The organism is Aeromonas sp. Marseille-Q7275, assembly GCF_965119515.1.
Genome location: NZ_CBCPLW010000020.1, coordinates 25,198 through 42,529, shown reverse-complemented (window position 1 = coordinate 42,529; position 17,332 = coordinate 25,198). Strand labels below are relative to the sequence as shown.

The following is a 17,332-nucleotide window of genomic DNA, read 5'->3' as shown; positions in this document are numbered from 1 at the left end:
GGGTCAGCGCCAAGGTGCTCGGTGCCCATGGCTTGTTCGCCTGCTGACAAGGGCTGAGAGCGAGGCATAAAAAAAACCAGCGACCCGGGTCGCTGGTTTTTTTCATCCCCAGAGGCTCAGAGCATGCGGGACAGGGCGCGGCAGAGGCGCTTGATGCCCTCTTCCGTGGTGGCTTCATCCACACAGGAGAAGCTCAGGCGCAGGGTGTTCTGGATCTCGGGGCGCACATAGAAGGGGGCGCCGGGCACGAAGGCGACCTTCTCCTTGATCGCCTCGTCGAACAGGGCCATGGCGCTGACGCTTTTTGGCAGGGTCAGCCAGAGGAACATGCCCCCCTCGGGGCGGGTGTAGCTGACGCCGGGCGGGCAGTGACGGCTCAGGGCGGCCTCCATGGCGGCGCGCTGGCGGCCATAGACCTCCTTGATCTTCTCCAGATGAGCGTCGAGGGAGTGATCGGTCAGGAAGCGGTGCAGCACCTGCTGGCTGAAGGCGTTGCTGTGCAGGTCCGTGGCCTGCTTGGCGATGGTGACCTTCTTGCGCAGCCAGTCCGGCACCAGCATCCAGCCCAGACGGAAGGCGGGCACCACCGTCTTGGAGAAGGAGCCGAGCAGTACGGTATTGTTTGGCGCCAGCTTGGCGATGGGGGGCAGGTGCTCCCCCTCGAAGCGCAGCTCGCCGTAAGGGTCGTCCTCCACTATCAGCAGATCGTGGCGCACCAGCCGCTCGGCCAGGGCTTCGCGGTTGGCACGGCTATAGGAGACCCCGCTCGGGTTCTGGAAGTTCGGTACGCCGTACAGCAGCCTGGCGCTGGAACCCTGCTCCAGCAGCGCATCCAGCGCGGCCAGATCCAGTCCCTCTTCCCCGAGCGTGATGGGCCTGAAATTCGGTTGATAGACGGAGAACGCCTGGATGGCACCCAGGTAGCCCGGCTCTTCGATGATGAGATCCTGCCCTTCGTCCACCAGCACCTTGCCCAGCAGATCCAGCGCCTGCTGGGAGCCGCTGGTGATCAGGATGTTGTCCGGGTTGACCTCCATGCCGTGGCGGCTCTGGTAGCGATCGGCGATGTACTGGCGCAGCGGGGCGAACCCTTCGGTGGTGGCGTATTGCAGCGCCGCGGCGCCCTGCTCGCGCAGCACGTCCTGGCAGGCTTGCTCGATGGCCTTGACCGGGAACAGGTGGGGATTGGGCAGGCCGCCGGCGAAGGAGATGATCTCCGGATTGGCGGCGACTTTCAGGATTTCACGGATAAAGGAAGGCTCGACCTTCTCGAAGCGCTGGGCAAAAAACGGCTGCATAGGGTTCTCTCTGACTAGGTGGCGGTCGCTCCATTCAACCGCCAGGTTATCCGTTTGTATCAGATTTCAGAAATGAGGCAATGGCTGTCACAAAAATCCATAAAAAAGGGCAGGTTTGGCACCTGCCCGAATTTTATCGTCTCTACCCTGGCCGGGGGCGCCAAAACCCCTGCCAGGCGTTCATCTGCCCTGAGCTCAGAGCCCGGGATCTTTCAAGAAGCTGATCATCAGATCCGTGTTGGCACCGAGTTGCTGCTGGACCCGGCCCGGGAACAGTTCGGCCATCTTGTCGAGGCGGTCGTGCTCCGTGTGCCAGATCTTGCCCCACTGGGTCTCGCTGTCCCGATCGCAGGCGCTCTTGCCGGCCTCGTCGTAGCAGTCCCACAGCGCCGGGTTGGTGCTCTGGGAGTAGCCGTCATAGCCATCCTCCCCGTTGATGGTGAAGTTGGTGGCCTCCACGTAGGCGATGGGCACCCCCAGGCAGGCAAAAGGCGCATGATCCGACCAGCTGCCGGTCTCCCCTTCCGGGTAGCCGTCGTAGCTGGGGTGAATGGCGAACGGGGTGGCGCTCTGCTTGGAGATGGCCAGCAGGCGATCGCGCACCTTGGGATCGAAGCTGTAGCGGCCCGGCTCGGCGCAGTTGTACTCGGCCACGTCGGAGTGGGCGGAGTGGACGTAGACGATGTCGCCCCCGGCTATGGTGTCGTAGTTCACCATGGCCAGCAGCTTGGCGACGGCGTCGCTGTCGAGGCTGGCGGCATAGGCCTTGGAGCCGTTGAGGCCGTTCTCCTCCGCCCCGAAGAAGGCGAAGCGCACCGTGTAGGGCAGGGTCTCTCCCTTGAGCGCCTCGGCGACCGCCAGCAGGGCCGCGACACCGGCACCGTTGTCGGTGGCGCCTTCGGAGCCCTTCTTCTCGCCGGTGCTGTCGTAGTGGGCACCGATGAGGATCACCTTGTCACTCTGGCCCTTGAGCTCGGCGACCAGGTTCTGGGAGTGCTTCTCGGTGCCGCTTCGGGTGTAGCTGAAGGGCTGGTTCTGCACCTCGTAGCCCCAGCCGGTCAGATGGTCCTGGATCCAGGCCGCGGCACGGGTCTCGGCCTCGGTGCCCGTGGGTCTGGCACCTATGCCTTCGGCACTCGAGCTCAGCTGCACCAGGTATTCATAGGCCTGGGTGGCGGGCGCAGGGGGCTGGGAGTCATTGTCCGAGGGGTTGCACCCGGCCAGCAGGGCCGAGATGGCGAGGGTCAAAAGGGCTTTTTTCATACTGCAATCCTTTGTTGTGTATGGTTTTATTTTTCCGCGTCAGGATGCACCTGACGCCCCGCAGATTCTGTGAAGGGGGTGGCATTTGTCAACCGCAGTGGCGGAATTGGTCAGTCAGGGGGGATTTGTTGTGCGAAACACTTGCGCCTTGGGCCTATCTTGGGATAATTCGCTCCCCTGTTTTTGCCGATTGATGAAATAACGAACCACCAGGTCGGCCTAAACCCGGATTGACCCCGGTTCTGTTACCCGGATTGATGAAATAACGAGACAAATATGCCTGTGACCCAAGATGTATTTAACGAAGACGGCAAGTTCATGCGCAAGATCCGCAGCTTCGTCCGTCGCGAAGGCCGCCTGACCAAAGGGCAGGAGAAGGCCCTGGAAGAGCTCTGGCCGGTCATGGGCATCGATTTTGCACCACAACCCCTGGACATGGTGGCGCTGTTTGGCCGCGAAGCCCCTGTGGTGCTGGAAATCGGCTTCGGCATGGGCGCCTCCCTGGTGGAGATGGCCAGGAATGCCCCCGAGAAGAACTTCATCGGCATCGAGGTGCACTCCCCGGGCGTGGGGGCCTGCCTCGGCACCGCCCAGGAAGCGGGCGTCACCAACCTGCGCGTGATCTGTCACGATGCGGTGGAGGTGCTGGAGCACATGATCCCGAACGGTTCACTCTCCTGCCTGCAGCTCTTCTTCCCGGATCCCTGGCACAAGAGCCGCCACCACAAGCGCCGCATCGTACAGCCGGCCTTCGCCCAGGACATCCGCCAGAAGCTCGCCATCGGTGGCGTCTTCCACATGGCCACCGACTGGGAAAACTACGCCGAGCACATGCTGGAAGTGATGAGCGCCGCCGAGGGGTACGAGAACACCTCCGCCACCGGCAACTGGGTGCCCCGTCCCGACTGGCGCCCGCTGACCAAATTCGAGCAACGTGGCCATCGTCTGGGCCACGGGGTCTGGGATCTGATTTTCAAGCGTGTCAGCTGAGCTGGCACGTCAACTCCGTATCCACTAACTTGAGGAGCTATCATGGCCAATCGTAGCCGCCGTCTGCGTAAGAAACTGCGCGTCGATGAATTCCAGGAAATGGGTTTCGACATCAGTTTCAACTTCCCGGTCGGCACTGCCGAAGAGACCATCGATGCGGTAGTCGATGCGATGATCGATGAGGTTGTTGAACCCCGTAAGCTGGCCTTCGCCGGTTCAGGCCACCTGGCCTGGGAAGGGATGATCTGCACCCAGCAACTGGGCAAGTGTACCGAAGAGGACCGCGCCGCCGTCAGATCCTGGCTGGAAGGCAAGGGGATGGAGGCCGTGGTGGTCACCGAGCTGTTCGATCTCTGGTACGGTGAGCCGGCCTGATATCCGACTGCCTCTCGGGCAGATAGAAAATCCCGCCGCCGGCGGGATTTTTGTCGGTGAGCCTCGCCTCACCTCGTCTCACGTCATGGAATCGTCGATGGTGTTGTCATCCGAATTACTGGCCAGCATCCTGGAAGAGGTGCGCCCGCTGCTCGGGCAGGGCAAGGTGGCCGATTACATTCCCGCGCTGGCGCAGGTGCCGGCGGACAGGCTCGGGATCGCCGTCTGCACCGTGGAGGGGGAGCTGTTCACCGCCGGTGACGCCTGCGAGCCCTTCTCCATCCAGAGCATCTCCAAGGCCCTGAGCCTGACCCTGGCGCTCACCCTCTACCAGGAGGAGGAGATCTGGGCCCGGGTGGGCAAGGAGCCCTCAGGTCAGCCGTTCAACTCCCTGGTGCAGCTGGAGTTCGAGCACGGCATTCCCCGCAACCCCTTCATCAATGCCGGCGCCCTGGTGGTGAGCGATCTGCTGGAGACCCGGCTCACGGCCCCGCGCCAACGGACCCTGGAACTGGTGCGTCGCCTGTGCGGCAATCCCGCCATCATGGCGGACCAGGTGGTGGCCCGCTCCGAATATCAGCACGCCGCCCGCAACGCCGCCATCGCCTACCTGATGAAGGCCTATGGCAACTTCGAGAACGAGGTGGACAAGGTGTTGCAGAGCTACTTCAATGCCTGCGCCATCCGCATGAGCTGCGTCGATCTGGCCCGGGCATTCATCTACCTGGCCAACCGCGGCGTGCCGCTCGGCGAGAGCTCGCCGCTGCTGCCAGCCCGCACCACCAAGCAGGTCAATGCCCTGCTCGCCACCTGCGGCCTCTATGACGAGGCGGGCGACTTCGCCTACCGGGTCGGCATGCCGGGCAAGTCCGGGGTGGGGGGCGGCATCATGGCGCTGATCCCCGGCGAGCTGGTGGTCTGCGTCTGGTCCCCCGAACTCAACAAGGCGGGCAACTCCCTGGCGGGCACGGCGGCGCTGGAGCTGCTGGCCGAGCGCCTCGGCCGCTCCATTTTTTAACTTTGTTCACTATGCATCGAGACAACATCATGAAACGAATGACTGGACTGTGGCGCAGCGGCCTGGCCGCCCTGCTGCTCTGGTGTGCCTGGCCCGCCCTGGCCGCCGAACTGCCTCCTCTCTCCCTGGCCGATGCCAAGGCGAAGCAGGCCGTGATCCTGGATACCCGCCCCAGCTACTTCTACCAGGGCTGGCCCATGGCAGGCGAAAAGCAGGGGGGCCACGTGGCCGGCGCAGAGAACCTTTCCGCCGAGTGGAAATACAGTGACGAAGAGTGGCCCAAGGCGCTCGCGAGCAAGGGGCTGAAGGCCGATCTGCCGGTCGCCCTCTACGGCGCCCCGCGGGAAGTGGCCGAGGTGGCCCGTCTGCTGCGCCAGCAGGGCATCAAGCAGCTGTTCGAGCTGCAGGGCTGGCAGAGCGCGCCGCGCGAGCACCTGGCCCGCTGGCAGCAGCTGGTCTACCCGCTCTGGCTCGCCGATCTGCAGGCCGGCAAGCCGGTGGCGGCCGCCCCCAAGGGGGACTGGAAGGTTTTCGAGGTGGACTGGGGCTCGCCCAAGGCCTACTTGCTGAGCCATATCCCGGGGGCCGGTTACATCGACACCAACCGCCTGGAAGAGGAGCCGCTGTGGAACAAGGTCTCTGACGAGGCGCTCAAGGCGCTGCTGCTGGAGAACGGCATCCGCCACGACACCACCGTCATCCTCTATGGTCGCAACACCATGGCGGCGGCCCGTGCCGCTCACCTGATGATGTATGCCGGGGTGGAGGACGTGCGCCTGCTGGACGGCGGCCTGGATGCCTGGTTCGTGCAGCACCTGCGCACCGAAACCGGCCTTGCCAACAAGTTTGAGCCGGTGAAGGAGTTTGGCGTGGCCATTCCGGCCCATCCCGAGTACTACACCACCCTGGACCAGGCCAAGGCGCTGCTCAAGCAGCCCGATAGTGCCCTGGTCAGCGTGCGCACCTGGGACGAGTTTGTCGGCAACACCTCCGGCTACAGCTACATCAAGCCCAAGGGCGACATTCCCGGGGCCAAGTGGGGTCACGGCGGCGTGGATGCCAACAGCATGAGCGACTTCCACAACCCGGACGGCACCATGAAACCGGCCCGCGAGATCCTCGCCATGTGGGATCAGTGGAACATCGAGCCGACCCAGCAGGCCGCCTTCTACTGCGGCACCGGCTGGCGCGCCTCCGAGGCCTTCTTCTACGCCTGGCTGATGGACTGGAAGCGGATCAGCGTCTACGACGGCGGCTGGTACGAGTGGAGCTCAGACCCCAAGAACCCCACAGTCACCGGTGAGCGTAAGCCCAAGGGCTGATGACGCCAATGCGTTGCCCTGGTAAAGGCCGGACGAATGTCCGGCCTTTTTCATTGGTGCATCCAGGCTCATCCCGCTGTTAACTCTCTGATCAACATAGCTGTTTTCATATTCTGGCCGCACTCGTTCGGGGGGCGGCGCTTGAGCTAGGCTTCAAGAAACATCCTCGTCCTGAGGATGCCGGAGGGAGAAGAGGCGGGCGATGAAACGACTGATGATGATCCTGGTGTGCATGCTGGGGCTGGTGGCGTGCAGCTCCCAATACATCATGAGCACCCGGGACGGGAAGATGATTACTACCGACAGCAAGCCCAGGCTGGATGAGGACACGGGCATGTACCGCTACTACGACGAAGAGGGGCGGGAGATGTTGATCAACAAGGATGACATCACCCAGATCATGGAGCGTTGAGAGGCACGAAGAGCAGGGCTGCCCGCGGGCAGCCCTTTTTGTTTCAGCCCGTCAGCTCCCCCACCTGGCGGTTCACCTGACCGGCGAACAGCTGGTGGAAGCGGGAGCCCGGATTGGCCAGCAGGCTGACCGGAGAGCCCTGCTCCACCACTGTGCCTGCCTCCATCACTACCACCTTGTCCACCGACAGGAGCGGCTCCAGGTGGTGGGCTATCACCAGATAGCTGGCCTGTGGCCGGTAGCGATAGAGCAGCTCTGCCATCTTGCGCATGCCGCCGTGGCTGAGATCCGAGGTGGCCTCATCCAGCACTATGAGGGGGCGGCGCGACAGCAGGATGCGGGCGATCACCAGCAGCTGTGTCTCGCCGGCAGAGAGTTGCAGCCGGTCGAGATCCTCGTCCAGCCGGCCGGCGCAGCGCTCGGCCAGGCCGACCCGGGCCAGCGCCTGCTCCAGCGCGGCGTCGCTCTGCTCGCTCAGGGGGGCGAGATTCGCGCGCAGGGTGCCGAAGAAGGTGAGGGGGATCTGGGAGACGGTGTCATAGAGTGCGCGCACCGCCTCCGGCGCCAGGGCAGAGAGCGGCTGATCGCCGTAGTAAATCTCTCCCTGGGAGGCCGGATACATGGCCTGCAGCACCCCGAGCAGGGAGCTCTTGCCAGCACCGGTGCGCCCGCACACCCCCACCTTCTCGCCGGGGGCCAGCTCGAAGTTGACCCTGTGCAGGGCCCACTGGCTGGCGCCCGGGTAGCGCAGCCCCAGATTGTCGAAGCGCACCGCCGGATGGGGGGTGGCGAGGGCCTCTCCCTCCTGGCGCTCGCTCTCTATCTCGCTGTATTCACGCACCCGCTCCACCGCGTTCATCACCTGCTCCACTTCGGCGAAGGTACGGATCAGGGAGTTGAGCATGGCCGAGGCGGTGAAGGCGTAGGTGATGGCCACGGCCCCCAGCAGCGGGCTGTTGCCAAAGGCCACCATCAGTGCCACTGCCCCCACCAGGGCGGCGGAGAGCAGGGTCTGGTGCATGCCGAGCCAGCGGTTGATGGAGGTGGTGGTGTACCAGCTGCGCAGGTTGTTGTCATAGTGATGCAGCACCTGATCCAGGGCGAAGCGCTCGGCCCCGGCCAGACGCAGGGCGGGGGCGCCGCGAATGGTCTCGCTGATGCTGATGTAGAGCGGGGAGCGCAGCACCGAGGACTGGCGCCGCAGCTTGAGCTGCACCGCCCGGTAGCGCCGCTGCAGCACGTAGAGCGCCCAGCCCACCAGGGGGGCGATGAGCAGCAGCAGGGGAATGTTGATGCCGATGACCACCACCTGCAGAGCCACAGAGACCAGCATGCCGAACAGCCCCATCAGCATGGACAGCAGCACCTCCTGGGCCTCCCCTAGATCCCGGTCGAAGCGGTTGAGGATGCGCCCCTGGGGCACCTTGTCGAAGAAGGCCATGGGGGCGCGGCTGATGCGGCCCAGCATGCCGTCGAACAGGGTCCAGGCCAGCTTGAGGCCGAGTTTGTAGTTGATGACCCGCACCACCATGATGCAGACCAGCGATCCCGCCCCCAGCAGCACATAGATGCCGAGCAGGGTATTCACATCGCTCACCTCGGCCTTGCCGCCGAGCCAGAGATCCGAGGCGATGCGCAGCCCCTCCTGACCCAGGGTGAGCAGCAGGGCGATCAGGATGGCGCCGGGGGCGGCCAGGCGCTGCCACATGAAGCCGAACAGCCCCCAGTCCACCTTGCCCTCCACCACCTTCTCCTCGCTGAACTGCTCCGCCTCCTGGGGAGGGACCGGAGGAGTGGGCTGCGGGTGCTGGATGAGATCCGCCAGCTGGTGGGCGTCTAGCTCCACCAGGCGGCCCTGCTCGATGCGGATCACCCGATCGCAGTGGGCCAGCACATCCGGGTCGTGGCTCACCAGCAGCCGGGTCGGCCCAGGCTTGAAGGCGAGCCCCTGCTCCAGCACCTGGGCCGAGACCATGGGATCCAGCGCAGACAAGGGGTTGTCCAGCAGCAGAATGTCGGCCTCTGCATAGAGCGCGCGGGCCAGGGCGACCCGCTGCTGCTGGCCGCCGGAGAGGCGGGTGCCGAGCTCACCCACCAGGGTCTGATCCCCGTGGCTCAGCAGCCCCAGATCCGTGGTGAGGGCGCAGGCACCGAGCACCCAGTGGTAGCGTGCCTCGTCCCAGGGTTGGCCGAACAGAATGTTGTTGCGGATGCTGTCGTTCATCAGCCAGGGCTTGTGGCCCAGATGCGCCACCCGGCCGTTGCGACGGACAGCCCCCCAAAGCCGTTGTCAAACCGGCGACCAGGTGCAGCAGGCAGCTCTTGCCCGCCCCGGTTGCCCCCGTGATCCCCACCAGCTCCCCGGCTCGATGCAGACTGACCCCCTGCAGCACCGGTTTTTGCTGGTGCAGGGCGGTGACCTCTTCCAGCCGTAGGCTGCCGACCGGCAGGCTGGGATCGCCGAGATCCCGGTGCTGCTCCGGGCTGCTCAGAAACTCGCACAGCCGGTTGAAGCCGGTATTGAAGTTGATCAGGGTGCGGATGAGGTAAGGCAGCCGCATCATGGGGATCCGCAGCACGGCGAACAGGGCTATGGTGGTGAACACCTGGGGCAGGGTCAGGCTCTGGCCCGAGGCCAGATAGGTCGTGAAGGTGGCGAGCGTCACCAGCAGCGGGGTGCTCATCATCAGGAAGCTGTTGATGGCATCGAGCTTGAGCACCCGGCCGAGCACCCCCAGCTCCTGCTGGCGCTTGGCGTTCGCCGCCCGGGTGAAGAAGGCGCCGAGGCCGTTCTGGCGCACCAGCCGCAGCTTCTTGATGTACTCCGCCAGTATGCCGTTGCGCTCGTCCTGCTGGCGCTTGAGTTGCTGCTCCTGCTGGTTCATGCGGCGCACCACCCGGGTGGAGAGCAGCAGCAGCAGGGTGAGCACAGCAAAGCCCACCAGACCGGCGCTGCCCACCTGCCACACCAGCAGGGCTATGGTGCCCGCCAGTTGCAGTGCCATGGTGAGCGGCATGGCGGGATCCGCCAGTATCCAGGTGATGTCCCACACGTCCCGGTTGATGAGGTTCTGTACCCGGCCACCGGCCCTGTCATCGAAGCTCTTGCCGCCGAGTTTCATCACCTTGGCGAGCAGGGATTCGGCCAGCAGGCGGCGAATGGGGACGTGCATCTTGAGCGCCAGCTGCAGGGAGTGCTCCGCCAGCATGCCGGCGGCGAGCACCGAGGCAAACAGGGCGAAGGCGAGCAGCAGCTTGTGGCCGGTGCTGGCATCGGTGCCGAGCTGGGTCATGCTGTGGTTGAGCAGCCAGGGGCTGGCCAGGGTGGCCAGCATGCCGATCAGCTGCAACAGGGTGAGCAGGCCGATGCGGCGACGGTAGTGGCGCCAGATAAAGGCCATGATGGGCCAGGGGCGCACTGGCGCTGCGGCGGTGAGCGCGAGGAAGGCATCGGCCCGCGCGTCGCGCCTGTCTTCCGGCAGCAGGGGGTAGAGATCGTCGAGACCGACCTGGGGCTCGGTCAGCCCCTTGCGTTGCAGCGGGCCCGTCCAGTGATAGAAGAGGCGGCTCAGCCAGCCGGCCGAGGTTTCCGGATGATCCAAAGGGTGTCCTTGTTGTTTTGTGTTGCTTCCGACAGGGCGGGGCGGCTCATGGGCCGCCCTCGATATTCTTTTTATGGCGGGCTCGTCGCCCGAGCGGGATCAGCGATCCCGATTCATGCGGATGAGCCTGTCCAGGATCTGCTCGCCGTCGACTCTCAGGCCGTTGTGCTCGTACTCGTTGGTGATCCAGGCGCGGCTGTTGCCAAGGCCCTTGAGGGTATCGCGGCTGTAGTCGAACTCCACGTACATGTCCTCGGCATAGACGGCGCAGGCGACCGGCACGGGGTTCTTGGCCAGTTTCGCCGGGTCGTAGAGGGGGCCCCAATCGGCCTTTTTGGCCAGCAGGTGGGCGGCCTCCTTGAGCGGCATCAGCTCGCGGAACTGCTCGAACATCCAGGGGAAGATCATCTCGCCGGTGAAGGCGAAATCCTTGCCGGGCGCCCAGGCCAGGGCCGGAAACTCCCCCCTGACCCGCTCGGCCGCCCAGTTGCTTGCGCTCCCCTCGCAATAGATGGACTCGTGCAAAATGGCGAACACCGGATTGGTGTTGAACGGCTGCATGGCCTGCACCTTGTAGAGGAAGGCGGGGTTGATCCGCTCGCCGATGAAGGCGTCCTCCAGCAGGTAGTAGAGCTCCTCGAAGGCGCCGCTGGCGCCGAGATCCAGCCCCTGCTGCTGCAACTGCTCCACCGTCAGGCGCTGGCCGTTCGGCAGGCGCACGTCGTGGTGGTGCAGGTGGTTGGCCAGCCGGTTGGCGATGGCCTGGGCATGGGGGAAGCGGGCGAAGAAGGCGCGGTTCTTGTCCGCCACCCGTTGATAGGTGGCGCGGTAGACCTCGTCCGCGCTGCGACCTATGGGGGCCACGCCGCCGGTGAGGTAGACCTCGTGCAGGCTGTCCGGGAACAGGGAGAGGTAGGTGAGGCTGCAAAAGCCGCCGAAGCTCTGGCCAAGCAGGCTCCAGGGCCGGTCCGGGCTCAGGGTCTCGCGAATGTATTCGGCATCCCGCACTATGCTGTCGGCGCGAAAATGGCCGAGGTAGCCAGCCTGCTCCACCGGGGTGAGCCCGGCCAGCGCCTCGGCGTTGATGGGGCTGGAGTGGCCGGTGCCGCGCTGATCGAGCAGCAGCACCCGAAACTCCTGCAGGGCCCGCTTGATCCAGCCGCCGCTCGCGGTCGGGCGCGGGGCGCCAAAGCCCGGCCCCCCCTGCAGATAGAGCAGCCAGGGCAGCTCGTCATCCAGCCTGTCCTGGCGACAGAGGGTGCGGCCAAACAGGGTGATGCTCTCCTCGTCATCCGGTTTCTGGTGGTTGAGGGGCACGGTGAAGAAGTGTGGCTCGCAATGGATGCCATCCAGCACATAGTGCAAGGGGCTGCTCATCTGGGGTCTCCCTGGGATCGGAAATCGTCGGCCTCATCATAGCCCCGGCTCGCAGACGGGTCACGCCGGTTTTCCCGATATTGGGCGGACCCATGACGAGGCCCTCTCCCGAGCGCCCGGCCGCTTTATTGTTGCGGACCGATTGACCTTGAGCCGAACCGGGATCAAGATGAGCGGCCTGCCGAGGAGGGCAGGGGAGCTGGACACAACAGGATGAGGTGGGCTCGATGAAGCCGCGATGGATAAGGTTCAGAAAGAGAAGAAAAGAGACGGATCCTGAGGGCGTGCTGCAGGCGGGGTTGCTGGTATTCAGCGCCACCTGCGGGGCGACCCTGTTGCTGGCGGCCTGTAACGGCGGCTAGCAGCCATGAAAGGCCCACCCGACAGGGTGGGCCTCTTCATTTGTTCCCCTTTCCCGGCAGGGATGGACCGGCCTGGGGCCCTTTGCCGGCGCGGGTTTGCGGTAGTCTGATACCTGCTGCTATGGTCAATTTACGACGGGATCCACAGAGGGAGACGATCATGAATAGTCGTGAAAGGGTACTGGCTCATTTGGCCACAGATCACCGGGTTGCAGGATTGACCGCTGGCGAGGCTCTGGCCGGTATCAGCCACTCGATGAGTTCGCTCCTGCTGCAACAAGATCAGCACTTCTTTCGCTCTCATGCCGATGATCCTTGTCACGAGGTTGCCCGGGCATGTTCTGCCGGTCATGTCTGGCACGGTGACGAGAATCGCTATTAGGGAATGACATTTCGGGAAGGGGAGATGCAGAAAGGCCCGCTCAGATGAGCGGGCCTTTCGAATTTGGCTCCTCCTGCTGGACTTGAACCAGCGACATACGGATTAACAGTCCGCCGTTCTACCGACTGAACTAAGGAGGAATTATTGGTGCCCAGAGACGGAATCGAACCGCCGACACGGGGATTTTCAATCCCCTGCTCTACCGACTGAGCTATCTGGGCAACGGCGCGCATTAAACCCTTTCTGCGCCGAGGTGTCAACCGCCGGGGGCAGATTGTGGCATCGTTCGCTCGATAACCGAACAATCGGCCCTGTTTCATCCGTTTTTCCGCCCTGTCGTGCCGTTTTCATGGGCAACCCGGGCAAAAGGGGGGGGCGGATTCCCCCTGGACGGGCGTCATGACTCAGTGACGGCCATGACACAGGCCCATCATAGGGGCGAGCCGATGAGCGGGCGCCTTGCTTCTGAGGGTGTGTCATTCAAGCGAGTTCTGTCATGCTCCCGGGCTGACCCTCTGTCATCGGCACCTCCAGGGTGGGAAACACCGATCCCCAAAGAGCCTGCAATCTGTCTTGCTTGCCTCAAGCCGGAGGGGACTGTGCCTGTCAAAGGCGGGTTATTGCACGTTTTGACCTTTTTACGGACACCCCCCTTTGGTGGGGAGCGGGCAAGGCAGTTATCTTGGTTCGCCGCATTGAGCCCGTTGCGCTCTGCGGGTATGCTTTGCCGCAACCATCCCCTGGCGGCGACCCGGGCCGACGCGGCCGCAGCGTGCCTGCCAGCAGGGGCTGACATCCATCCAATACCGCCTGGGGTTTATATGAGTATCAACATGCAAGAGTGGCGCGACGAGACCACCGCCATCGTCAACGAGCTGCTGGCCGATGGCAGCAATCCGAGTCTGGACTACGAGATTGAGCACCACTTTGCCTGCCAGGACTTCGATCTGCTGGAGAAGGCGGCGGTCGACCTGTTCAAGGCCGGCTTTGAGGTGACAGATGCCGAGGAGATGGAGCTGGACGATGGCGCCACCATCTTCTGCTTCGATGCCACAGTGGAGTGCAAGCTGGATATCGAGACCATAGTGGCCGACATCGAGAAGATGCTGCCTATCCTGGAAAAATATGGCGTGGACTACGACGGCTGGGGCACCTACTTCCAGGAGTAAGCGCGCCAGAGTCGATGTGCCAGTGTGCACCGTCTGCAAACACAACAAGGCCACCCTCGGGTGGCCTTGTTGTTGGCGGTGTCTCAGGCCGGCAACTGGTAGTTGCGGGCAAACTCGGCGGGGGGCAGGGGGCGGCTGAACAGGTAACCCTGCAGGCGATCGCAGCCCGCCTGGGCCAGCCAGGCCTGCTGCTCCACGGTTTCCACCCCTTCGGCGGTGATCCTGATGCCGAGTTCATGGCCGAGCCCGATGACGGAGCGCACTATGGCGGTGGTGGCCTGGTTGCTGGCCAGCCCCTGGGTGAAGCTTCTGTCGAGCTTGAGGGTGGCCACCTGCAGCCTCGGCAGATAGGCGAGGGAGCAGTAACCCGTGCCGAAGTCGTCGATGGCGAGCTGGAAGCCCGCCTCGATGAGGCAGGCCAGGTTGCTCTCTATCTCGTCGGCATTCTCCATCAGCACCCCCTCGGTGATCTCCAGCTCCAGCTGCCAGGGGGCCAGCCCGTGGCGCTCGATGCAGTCGAAGATCTGTGGGCAGAGTTCGGGGTCGCGGAACTGCAGCGGTGACAGGTTGATGGAGAGCACCAGATCCGGGGCCGCCACCTGCCAGCGGGCCAGCTGGGCACAACCCAGCTCCAGCATCAGCTGGCCGAGCTGGCCGATGAGCCCCAGCTCTTCCGCCAGGGGAATGAACTCGTCGGGGGAGATCATGCCGAATTCCGGATGAGGCCAGCGGCAGAGCAGTTCGGCCCCGTGCAGCCGGTTGCTGTGGGTGCAGATGATGGGCTGGTAGACGGCGGTCAGCTCGGCCGACTTGATGGCCAGCGGCAGCTGGGCGGCGATGTGCTGACGGCGCTTGAGCTTGGCGTCCAGCTCGGGATCGAACAGGGTGCAGTGCTGCTGCTGGCGCTTGCCCTGGGCCAGGGCGGCTTCCGCGTGGCTCAGCAGGCGCTCGGCCTCCTTGGCCTTGCCGTGGGCGATGCCGAGGAAGACCGGGATCTGGATCCTGTGCTCCTCGACCTGGTAGGGGGCCATCAACTCCTGTTGCAGGTTGCGGCTCCACTCATCCAGGGAGAGGGGAAGCTCGGGCAGCAGCAGGGCGAAGTCATCGGCGGCGACCCGGCAGAGCAGGGACTGGGGCGGCGCCAGCCGTTGCAGGCGGCGCGCCACCTGGCTGAGCAGGCGGTCGGCAACCCGGATGCCGAAGCGATCGTTGATCTCGCGAAAATGTTGCAGATCCACCAGCAGCAGGCTGGCCTTGCGGGCGCCGAGGTGGCGGCTGGTCTGCAGGAAGTGGGAGAGCTTGAGCAGGCCGGTGAGGCTGTCGTAGTGCTGCTCCTGTTGCAACTGGGCCTGGGTGGTGCGCAGCCCTGTGATGTCACGGCTCAGGGTGAGAATGCCGAGGGAGTTGCCCTCGTCGTCCGGCACCTCGACCCGGGTGACCTCCAGGTGGCGCCCCTTGCCCTGGGCATCCACCACGCAATACTCCCCCTGTCCCAGGGTCTGCTCGACGGGCAGGCGGGGGGGCACTCGCCGACCCAGGGCATCGCTTGCCGTCAGTCCCATGAAGTCGAGGAAGGCCTGATTGCAGTCGATGAGCACGCCCTGGTGATCTTCGAGGCGAATGAGATCCGGAATGGCGTCAAGCAGGCGGCGTTGCAGCAGCTGCTGCTGGCGGAAGGTCTGCTCCAGCTCCTTGCGCTGGTCGATGGCGCTGACCATGGCAAAGAGGGCGAGGGGGTTGCCCTGCTCGTCATAGAGCGGCACCTTGTGGATCTCCATCCAGTTGGCGCCGGCGCCACCGTGGCAGTGCAATTGCTGGTGCAGCAGGGGCTTGCCTTCGGCCAGCAGGCGCCCGTCCTCCTCGCGAAACAGATCGCCCCAGGGCATCTCGGCGTCCGTCTTGCCGATGAGGTCGCTCGGCTGCGGCAGCCCGGCCTCCCGGGCGAAAGCCTTGTTGGCAAACAGGTACCGTCCGGCCGTATCCCGGCAGAAGATATTCATGGGTAACTGGTCGATGATCTGCTGCAGCAGTGCCAGGGAGAGCGAAGAATTCACGTGAGCACTCACGGGGGAGACTTCGAGCAAATCTATGATAACAGGTCAGTTTTGTAAAGCCTGGGTTAAGAATCCGCCATTTATGAGGATCCCTGCTGACAGTCTGTGTCGTGATCGCCATAATAGCCGCCGGTTGGCCTATGGCCTTATGGACGAGAGAAGCAGCATGAAGAAGATAATGGGGGGCGCCCTGGCCCTGTTGATGGTGGGTTGTGCCAGTGACAACAATGGTGGCGAGCAGTACCGCTATACCCCGCCGGTTGCCAAGGCGACCAACAACACCCAGGAGATGGCAATTCCGGTGGATCTGGTGTGGGCCCGCGCCGAGAAGTGGTTTGGCGATCACGGTCTGAACATCGAAAACAGCCAGCGTGGCTCAGGTCTGATGACCGCCAACGTTGAAAACTCGGCCGAGGGGCTGGAGTGGCTGGATTGCGGCACCATGGGTTCCAAGGTCGCACTGGGCAACCCCAATCTGCAGATCAACCTGATCATCACCCAGAGCGGCAACAACAGCGTGGCGACCGTCAACGTCAAGGGCAACACCCAGCTCTACTTCGTCGAGTCCTCCGGCGAGCGCGTGCTGGCTCCCTCCATCACCCCGGTCTGCGTCTCCCGTGGCAGCCTGGAGCAGAGTCTGTTCGCCACCCTGGGCAACTGATCCTGCCCTGGCTGTGCGCATGAAAACCCCGTTGCCTGCAACGGGGTTTTTGTTTTTGGCCCGCTAGCCGGGCAGGGCCGGCCAGCCCTGCTGGCGAAAGCGGCCAGGCGCCATCCCGCTCGACTGCTTGAATGCCTTGGCAAAGGAGGCCTCCGACTGATAGCCGACCCGCTGCGCCACCTCGCCGAGGGGGAGTTGATCCGGGTGGCGCAGCAGCTCGGCCGCCCGCACCATCCGCACCCGCACCATGAACTCCCAGACGCTGCAGCCCAGCCGCTGGCGAAAGTGGCGAAAATAGGTGGCGCGGGACATGGCGGCCAGCGCCGCCAGTTCATCCACGCTCCAGGGGTGAGCCGGGTCGGCCAGCATGGCCTGCAGCGAGCGGCCCAGCCTGGGGTCTTGCAGGGCGCCGACCAGCCCGAGCGCCCCGTGTGGATCGCTGGCATGGGCCCGCAGCCCCATGGCCAGCAGCACCTGACTGAGGGCCGTCAGCACCGCCCCCGAGCCCTGCTGTTCGCGGGCTAGCTCCTGCTGGATCAAGCTCAAGACCAGCTCCAGCGCCTGACGGGACTCGCTGGCGAGCAGCGGGATGCAGAGCGGGCTGGGCAGGGCATCCAGCAACAGCGGCCGTAGCGGTCCCTGATAGCGGTACTCGCCGCACAGAAACTCCACCTGATCGCCGCCATCGCCCCTCTGCGGCAGCAACCCGTCGCCCGGCTCGGCCAGGGTCAGGGGGTCGCCTTCCCGCCAGATGGCATGAGGCTCGCCACCGGGCAGCAGCAGCAGATCGCCCGGGCGCAGTGCCACGTCGTCTCCCTGCGCCGTGGTGACCCGGATCTCTCCCCTCATCAGCAGGTGAAACGGCATCACCCCGGCCGGGCTCTGTTCGTGGGGCAGCCTGAAACCGCCGCGATAGAGGCAGCGCACATCGAACGTGCCCTGGATGCCGGCCTGGCTGATCAGCTGGTCTATCTGGTTCATGATTCTATTTGACTGTTATTTGCGTCTTTAAAGTATTAAACGACTCAAGTCTCGATGCAATACTGG

13 protein-coding genes, 2 tRNA genes and 1 pseudogene are annotated in these 17,332 nt (G+C 64.3%); 8 read left to right on the top strand and 8 right to left on the bottom strand.

The annotated features are described in order from the left end of the window. Positions 1-116: 116 nt before the first annotated feature. Positions 117-1,298 (bottom strand): aminotransferase-like domain-containing protein, encoded by a 1,182-nt coding sequence (locus ACWPWQ_RS17210; RefSeq protein WP_454010339.1) that lies wholly within the window; start codon positions 1,296-1,298, stop codon positions 117-119. Between the two features lie 195 nt (positions 1,299-1,493). After that, on the bottom strand, positions 1,494-2,561 hold the full coding sequence (locus ACWPWQ_RS17205) for a M28 family metallopeptidase (protein WP_342059115.1): 1,068 nt from the start codon (positions 2,559-2,561) through the stop codon (positions 1,494-1,496). A gap of 276 nt (positions 2,562-2,837) precedes the next feature. Here ACWPWQ_RS17205 and trmB point away from each other — a divergent pair, with 276 nt between their 5' ends. From trmB to ACWPWQ_RS17180, 5 genes are all read left to right on the top strand, one after another. Continuing rightward, entirely contained in the window at positions 2,838-3,551 is a 714-nt protein-coding gene (gene trmB / locus ACWPWQ_RS17200; protein ID WP_139436010.1) for a tRNA (guanosine(46)-N7)-methyltransferase TrmB, read from the top strand. 42 nt (positions 3,552-3,593) lie between these two features. After that, on the top strand, positions 3,594-3,926 hold the full coding sequence (locus ACWPWQ_RS17195; RefSeq protein ID WP_446699530.1) for a YggL family protein: 333 nt from the start codon (positions 3,594-3,596) through the stop codon (positions 3,924-3,926). Positions 3,927-4,023: 97 nt separating this feature from the next. Further along, positions 4,024-4,944, top strand: coding sequence for a glutaminase B (gene glsB, locus ACWPWQ_RS17190; RefSeq protein WP_202046621.1), 921 nt, complete (start codon positions 4,024-4,026; stop codon positions 4,942-4,944). Between the two features lie 38 nt (positions 4,945-4,982). Then, on the top strand, positions 4,983-6,266 hold the full coding sequence (locus tag ACWPWQ_RS17185; protein ID WP_454010355.1) for a rhodanese-like domain-containing protein: 1,284 nt from the start codon (positions 4,983-4,985) through the stop codon (positions 6,264-6,266). 202 nt (positions 6,267-6,468) lie between these two features. Continuing rightward, on the top strand, positions 6,469-6,678 hold the full coding sequence (locus ACWPWQ_RS17180) for a YgdI/YgdR family lipoprotein (protein WP_041205103.1): 210 nt from the start codon (positions 6,469-6,471) through the stop codon (positions 6,676-6,678). 43 nt (positions 6,679-6,721) lie between these two features. Here ACWPWQ_RS17180 and ACWPWQ_RS17175 read toward each other — a convergent pair. Together ACWPWQ_RS17175 and ACWPWQ_RS17170 are read right to left on the bottom strand one after the other, a co-directional pair. Then, a pseudogene (locus ACWPWQ_RS17175) lies at positions 6,722-10,280 on the bottom strand (ATP-binding cassette domain-containing protein). Positions 10,281-10,379: 99 nt separating this feature from the next. Further along, positions 10,380-11,657 (bottom strand): alpha/beta hydrolase, encoded by a 1,278-nt coding sequence (locus tag ACWPWQ_RS17170; protein WP_454010338.1) that lies wholly within the window; start codon positions 11,655-11,657, stop codon positions 10,380-10,382. 522 nt (positions 11,658-12,179) lie between these two features. Between ACWPWQ_RS17170 and ACWPWQ_RS17165 the strand changes: the two genes are divergently transcribed. After that, positions 12,180-12,401: a hypothetical protein gene (locus ACWPWQ_RS17165; protein WP_080675078.1), complete on the top strand. Its 222-nt coding sequence runs from the start codon at positions 12,180-12,182 to the stop codon at positions 12,399-12,401. A 64-nt stretch (positions 12,402-12,465) separates the two neighbouring features. Here ACWPWQ_RS17165 and ACWPWQ_RS17160 read toward each other — a convergent pair. Next, positions 12,466-12,541: transfer RNA gene (locus ACWPWQ_RS17160), tRNA-Asn, on the bottom strand. 5 nt (positions 12,542-12,546) lie between these two features. Then, positions 12,547-12,622, bottom strand: a tRNA-Phe gene (locus tag ACWPWQ_RS17155). 612 nt (positions 12,623-13,234) lie between these two features. On the opposite strand from ACWPWQ_RS17155, the gene rraB reads away from it, so the two are divergent. Then, positions 13,235-13,570, top strand: coding sequence for a ribonuclease E inhibitor RraB (gene rraB / locus ACWPWQ_RS17150; protein WP_025325934.1), 336 nt, complete (start codon positions 13,235-13,237; stop codon positions 13,568-13,570). Positions 13,571-13,653: 83 nt separating this feature from the next. Here the strand turns inward: rraB and ACWPWQ_RS17145 are convergent, their stop codons facing one another. Beyond that, positions 13,654-15,624 (bottom strand): putative bifunctional diguanylate cyclase/phosphodiesterase, encoded by a 1,971-nt coding sequence (locus ACWPWQ_RS17145; RefSeq protein ID WP_139436744.1) that lies wholly within the window; start codon positions 15,622-15,624, stop codon positions 13,654-13,656. Between the two features lie 166 nt (positions 15,625-15,790). Between ACWPWQ_RS17145 and ACWPWQ_RS17140 the strand changes: the two genes are divergently transcribed. Further along, positions 15,791-16,285, top strand: a complete 495-nt coding sequence (locus tag ACWPWQ_RS17140) for a hypothetical protein (protein WP_025325936.1) — start codon at positions 15,791-15,793, stop codon at positions 16,283-16,285. A 63-nt stretch (positions 16,286-16,348) separates the two neighbouring features. On the opposite strand, the gene ACWPWQ_RS17135 is transcribed toward ACWPWQ_RS17140, so the two are convergent. Further along, on the bottom strand, positions 16,349-17,266 hold the full coding sequence (locus ACWPWQ_RS17135) for an AraC family transcriptional regulator (protein ID WP_454010337.1): 918 nt from the start codon (positions 17,264-17,266) through the stop codon (positions 16,349-16,351). Between the last annotated feature and the right edge of the window lie 66 nt (positions 17,267-17,332).

What these genes read in the sequence shown, in the direction of transcription:
- ACWPWQ_RS17210 (WP_454010339.1), bottom strand. Translation starts at nt 1,298, where the DNA reads ATGCAGCCGTTTTTTGCCCAGCGCTTCGAGAAGGTCGAGCCTTCCTTT.
- ACWPWQ_RS17180 (WP_041205103.1), top strand. Translation starts at nt 6,469, where the DNA reads ATGAAACGACTGATGATGATCCTGGTGTGCATGCTGGGGCTGGTGGCG.
- ACWPWQ_RS17205 (WP_342059115.1), bottom strand. Translation starts at nt 2,561, where the DNA reads ATGAAAAAAGCCCTTTTGACCCTCGCCATCTCGGCCCTGCTGGCCGGG.
- trmB (WP_139436010.1), top strand. Translation starts at nt 2,838, where the DNA reads ATGCCTGTGACCCAAGATGTATTTAACGAAGACGGCAAGTTCATGCGC.
- ACWPWQ_RS17195 (WP_446699530.1), top strand. Translation starts at nt 3,594, where the DNA reads ATGGCCAATCGTAGCCGCCGTCTGCGTAAGAAACTGCGCGTCGATGAA.
- ACWPWQ_RS17170 (WP_454010338.1), bottom strand. Translation starts at nt 11,657, where the DNA reads ATGAGCAGCCCCTTGCACTATGTGCTGGATGGCATCCATTGCGAGCCA.
- glsB (WP_202046621.1), top strand. Translation starts at nt 4,024, where the DNA reads ATGGTGTTGTCATCCGAATTACTGGCCAGCATCCTGGAAGAGGTGCGC.
- ACWPWQ_RS17165 (WP_080675078.1), top strand. Translation starts at nt 12,180, where the DNA reads ATGAATAGTCGTGAAAGGGTACTGGCTCATTTGGCCACAGATCACCGG.
- ACWPWQ_RS17135 (WP_454010337.1), bottom strand. Translation starts at nt 17,266, where the DNA reads ATGAACCAGATAGACCAGCTGATCAGCCAGGCCGGCATCCAGGGCACG.
- ACWPWQ_RS17140 (WP_025325936.1), top strand. Translation starts at nt 15,791, where the DNA reads ATGAAGAAGATAATGGGGGGCGCCCTGGCCCTGTTGATGGTGGGTTGT.
- rraB (WP_025325934.1), top strand. Translation starts at nt 13,235, where the DNA reads ATGCAAGAGTGGCGCGACGAGACCACCGCCATCGTCAACGAGCTGCTG.
- ACWPWQ_RS17185 (WP_454010355.1), top strand. Translation starts at nt 4,983, where the DNA reads ATGACTGGACTGTGGCGCAGCGGCCTGGCCGCCCTGCTGCTCTGGTGT.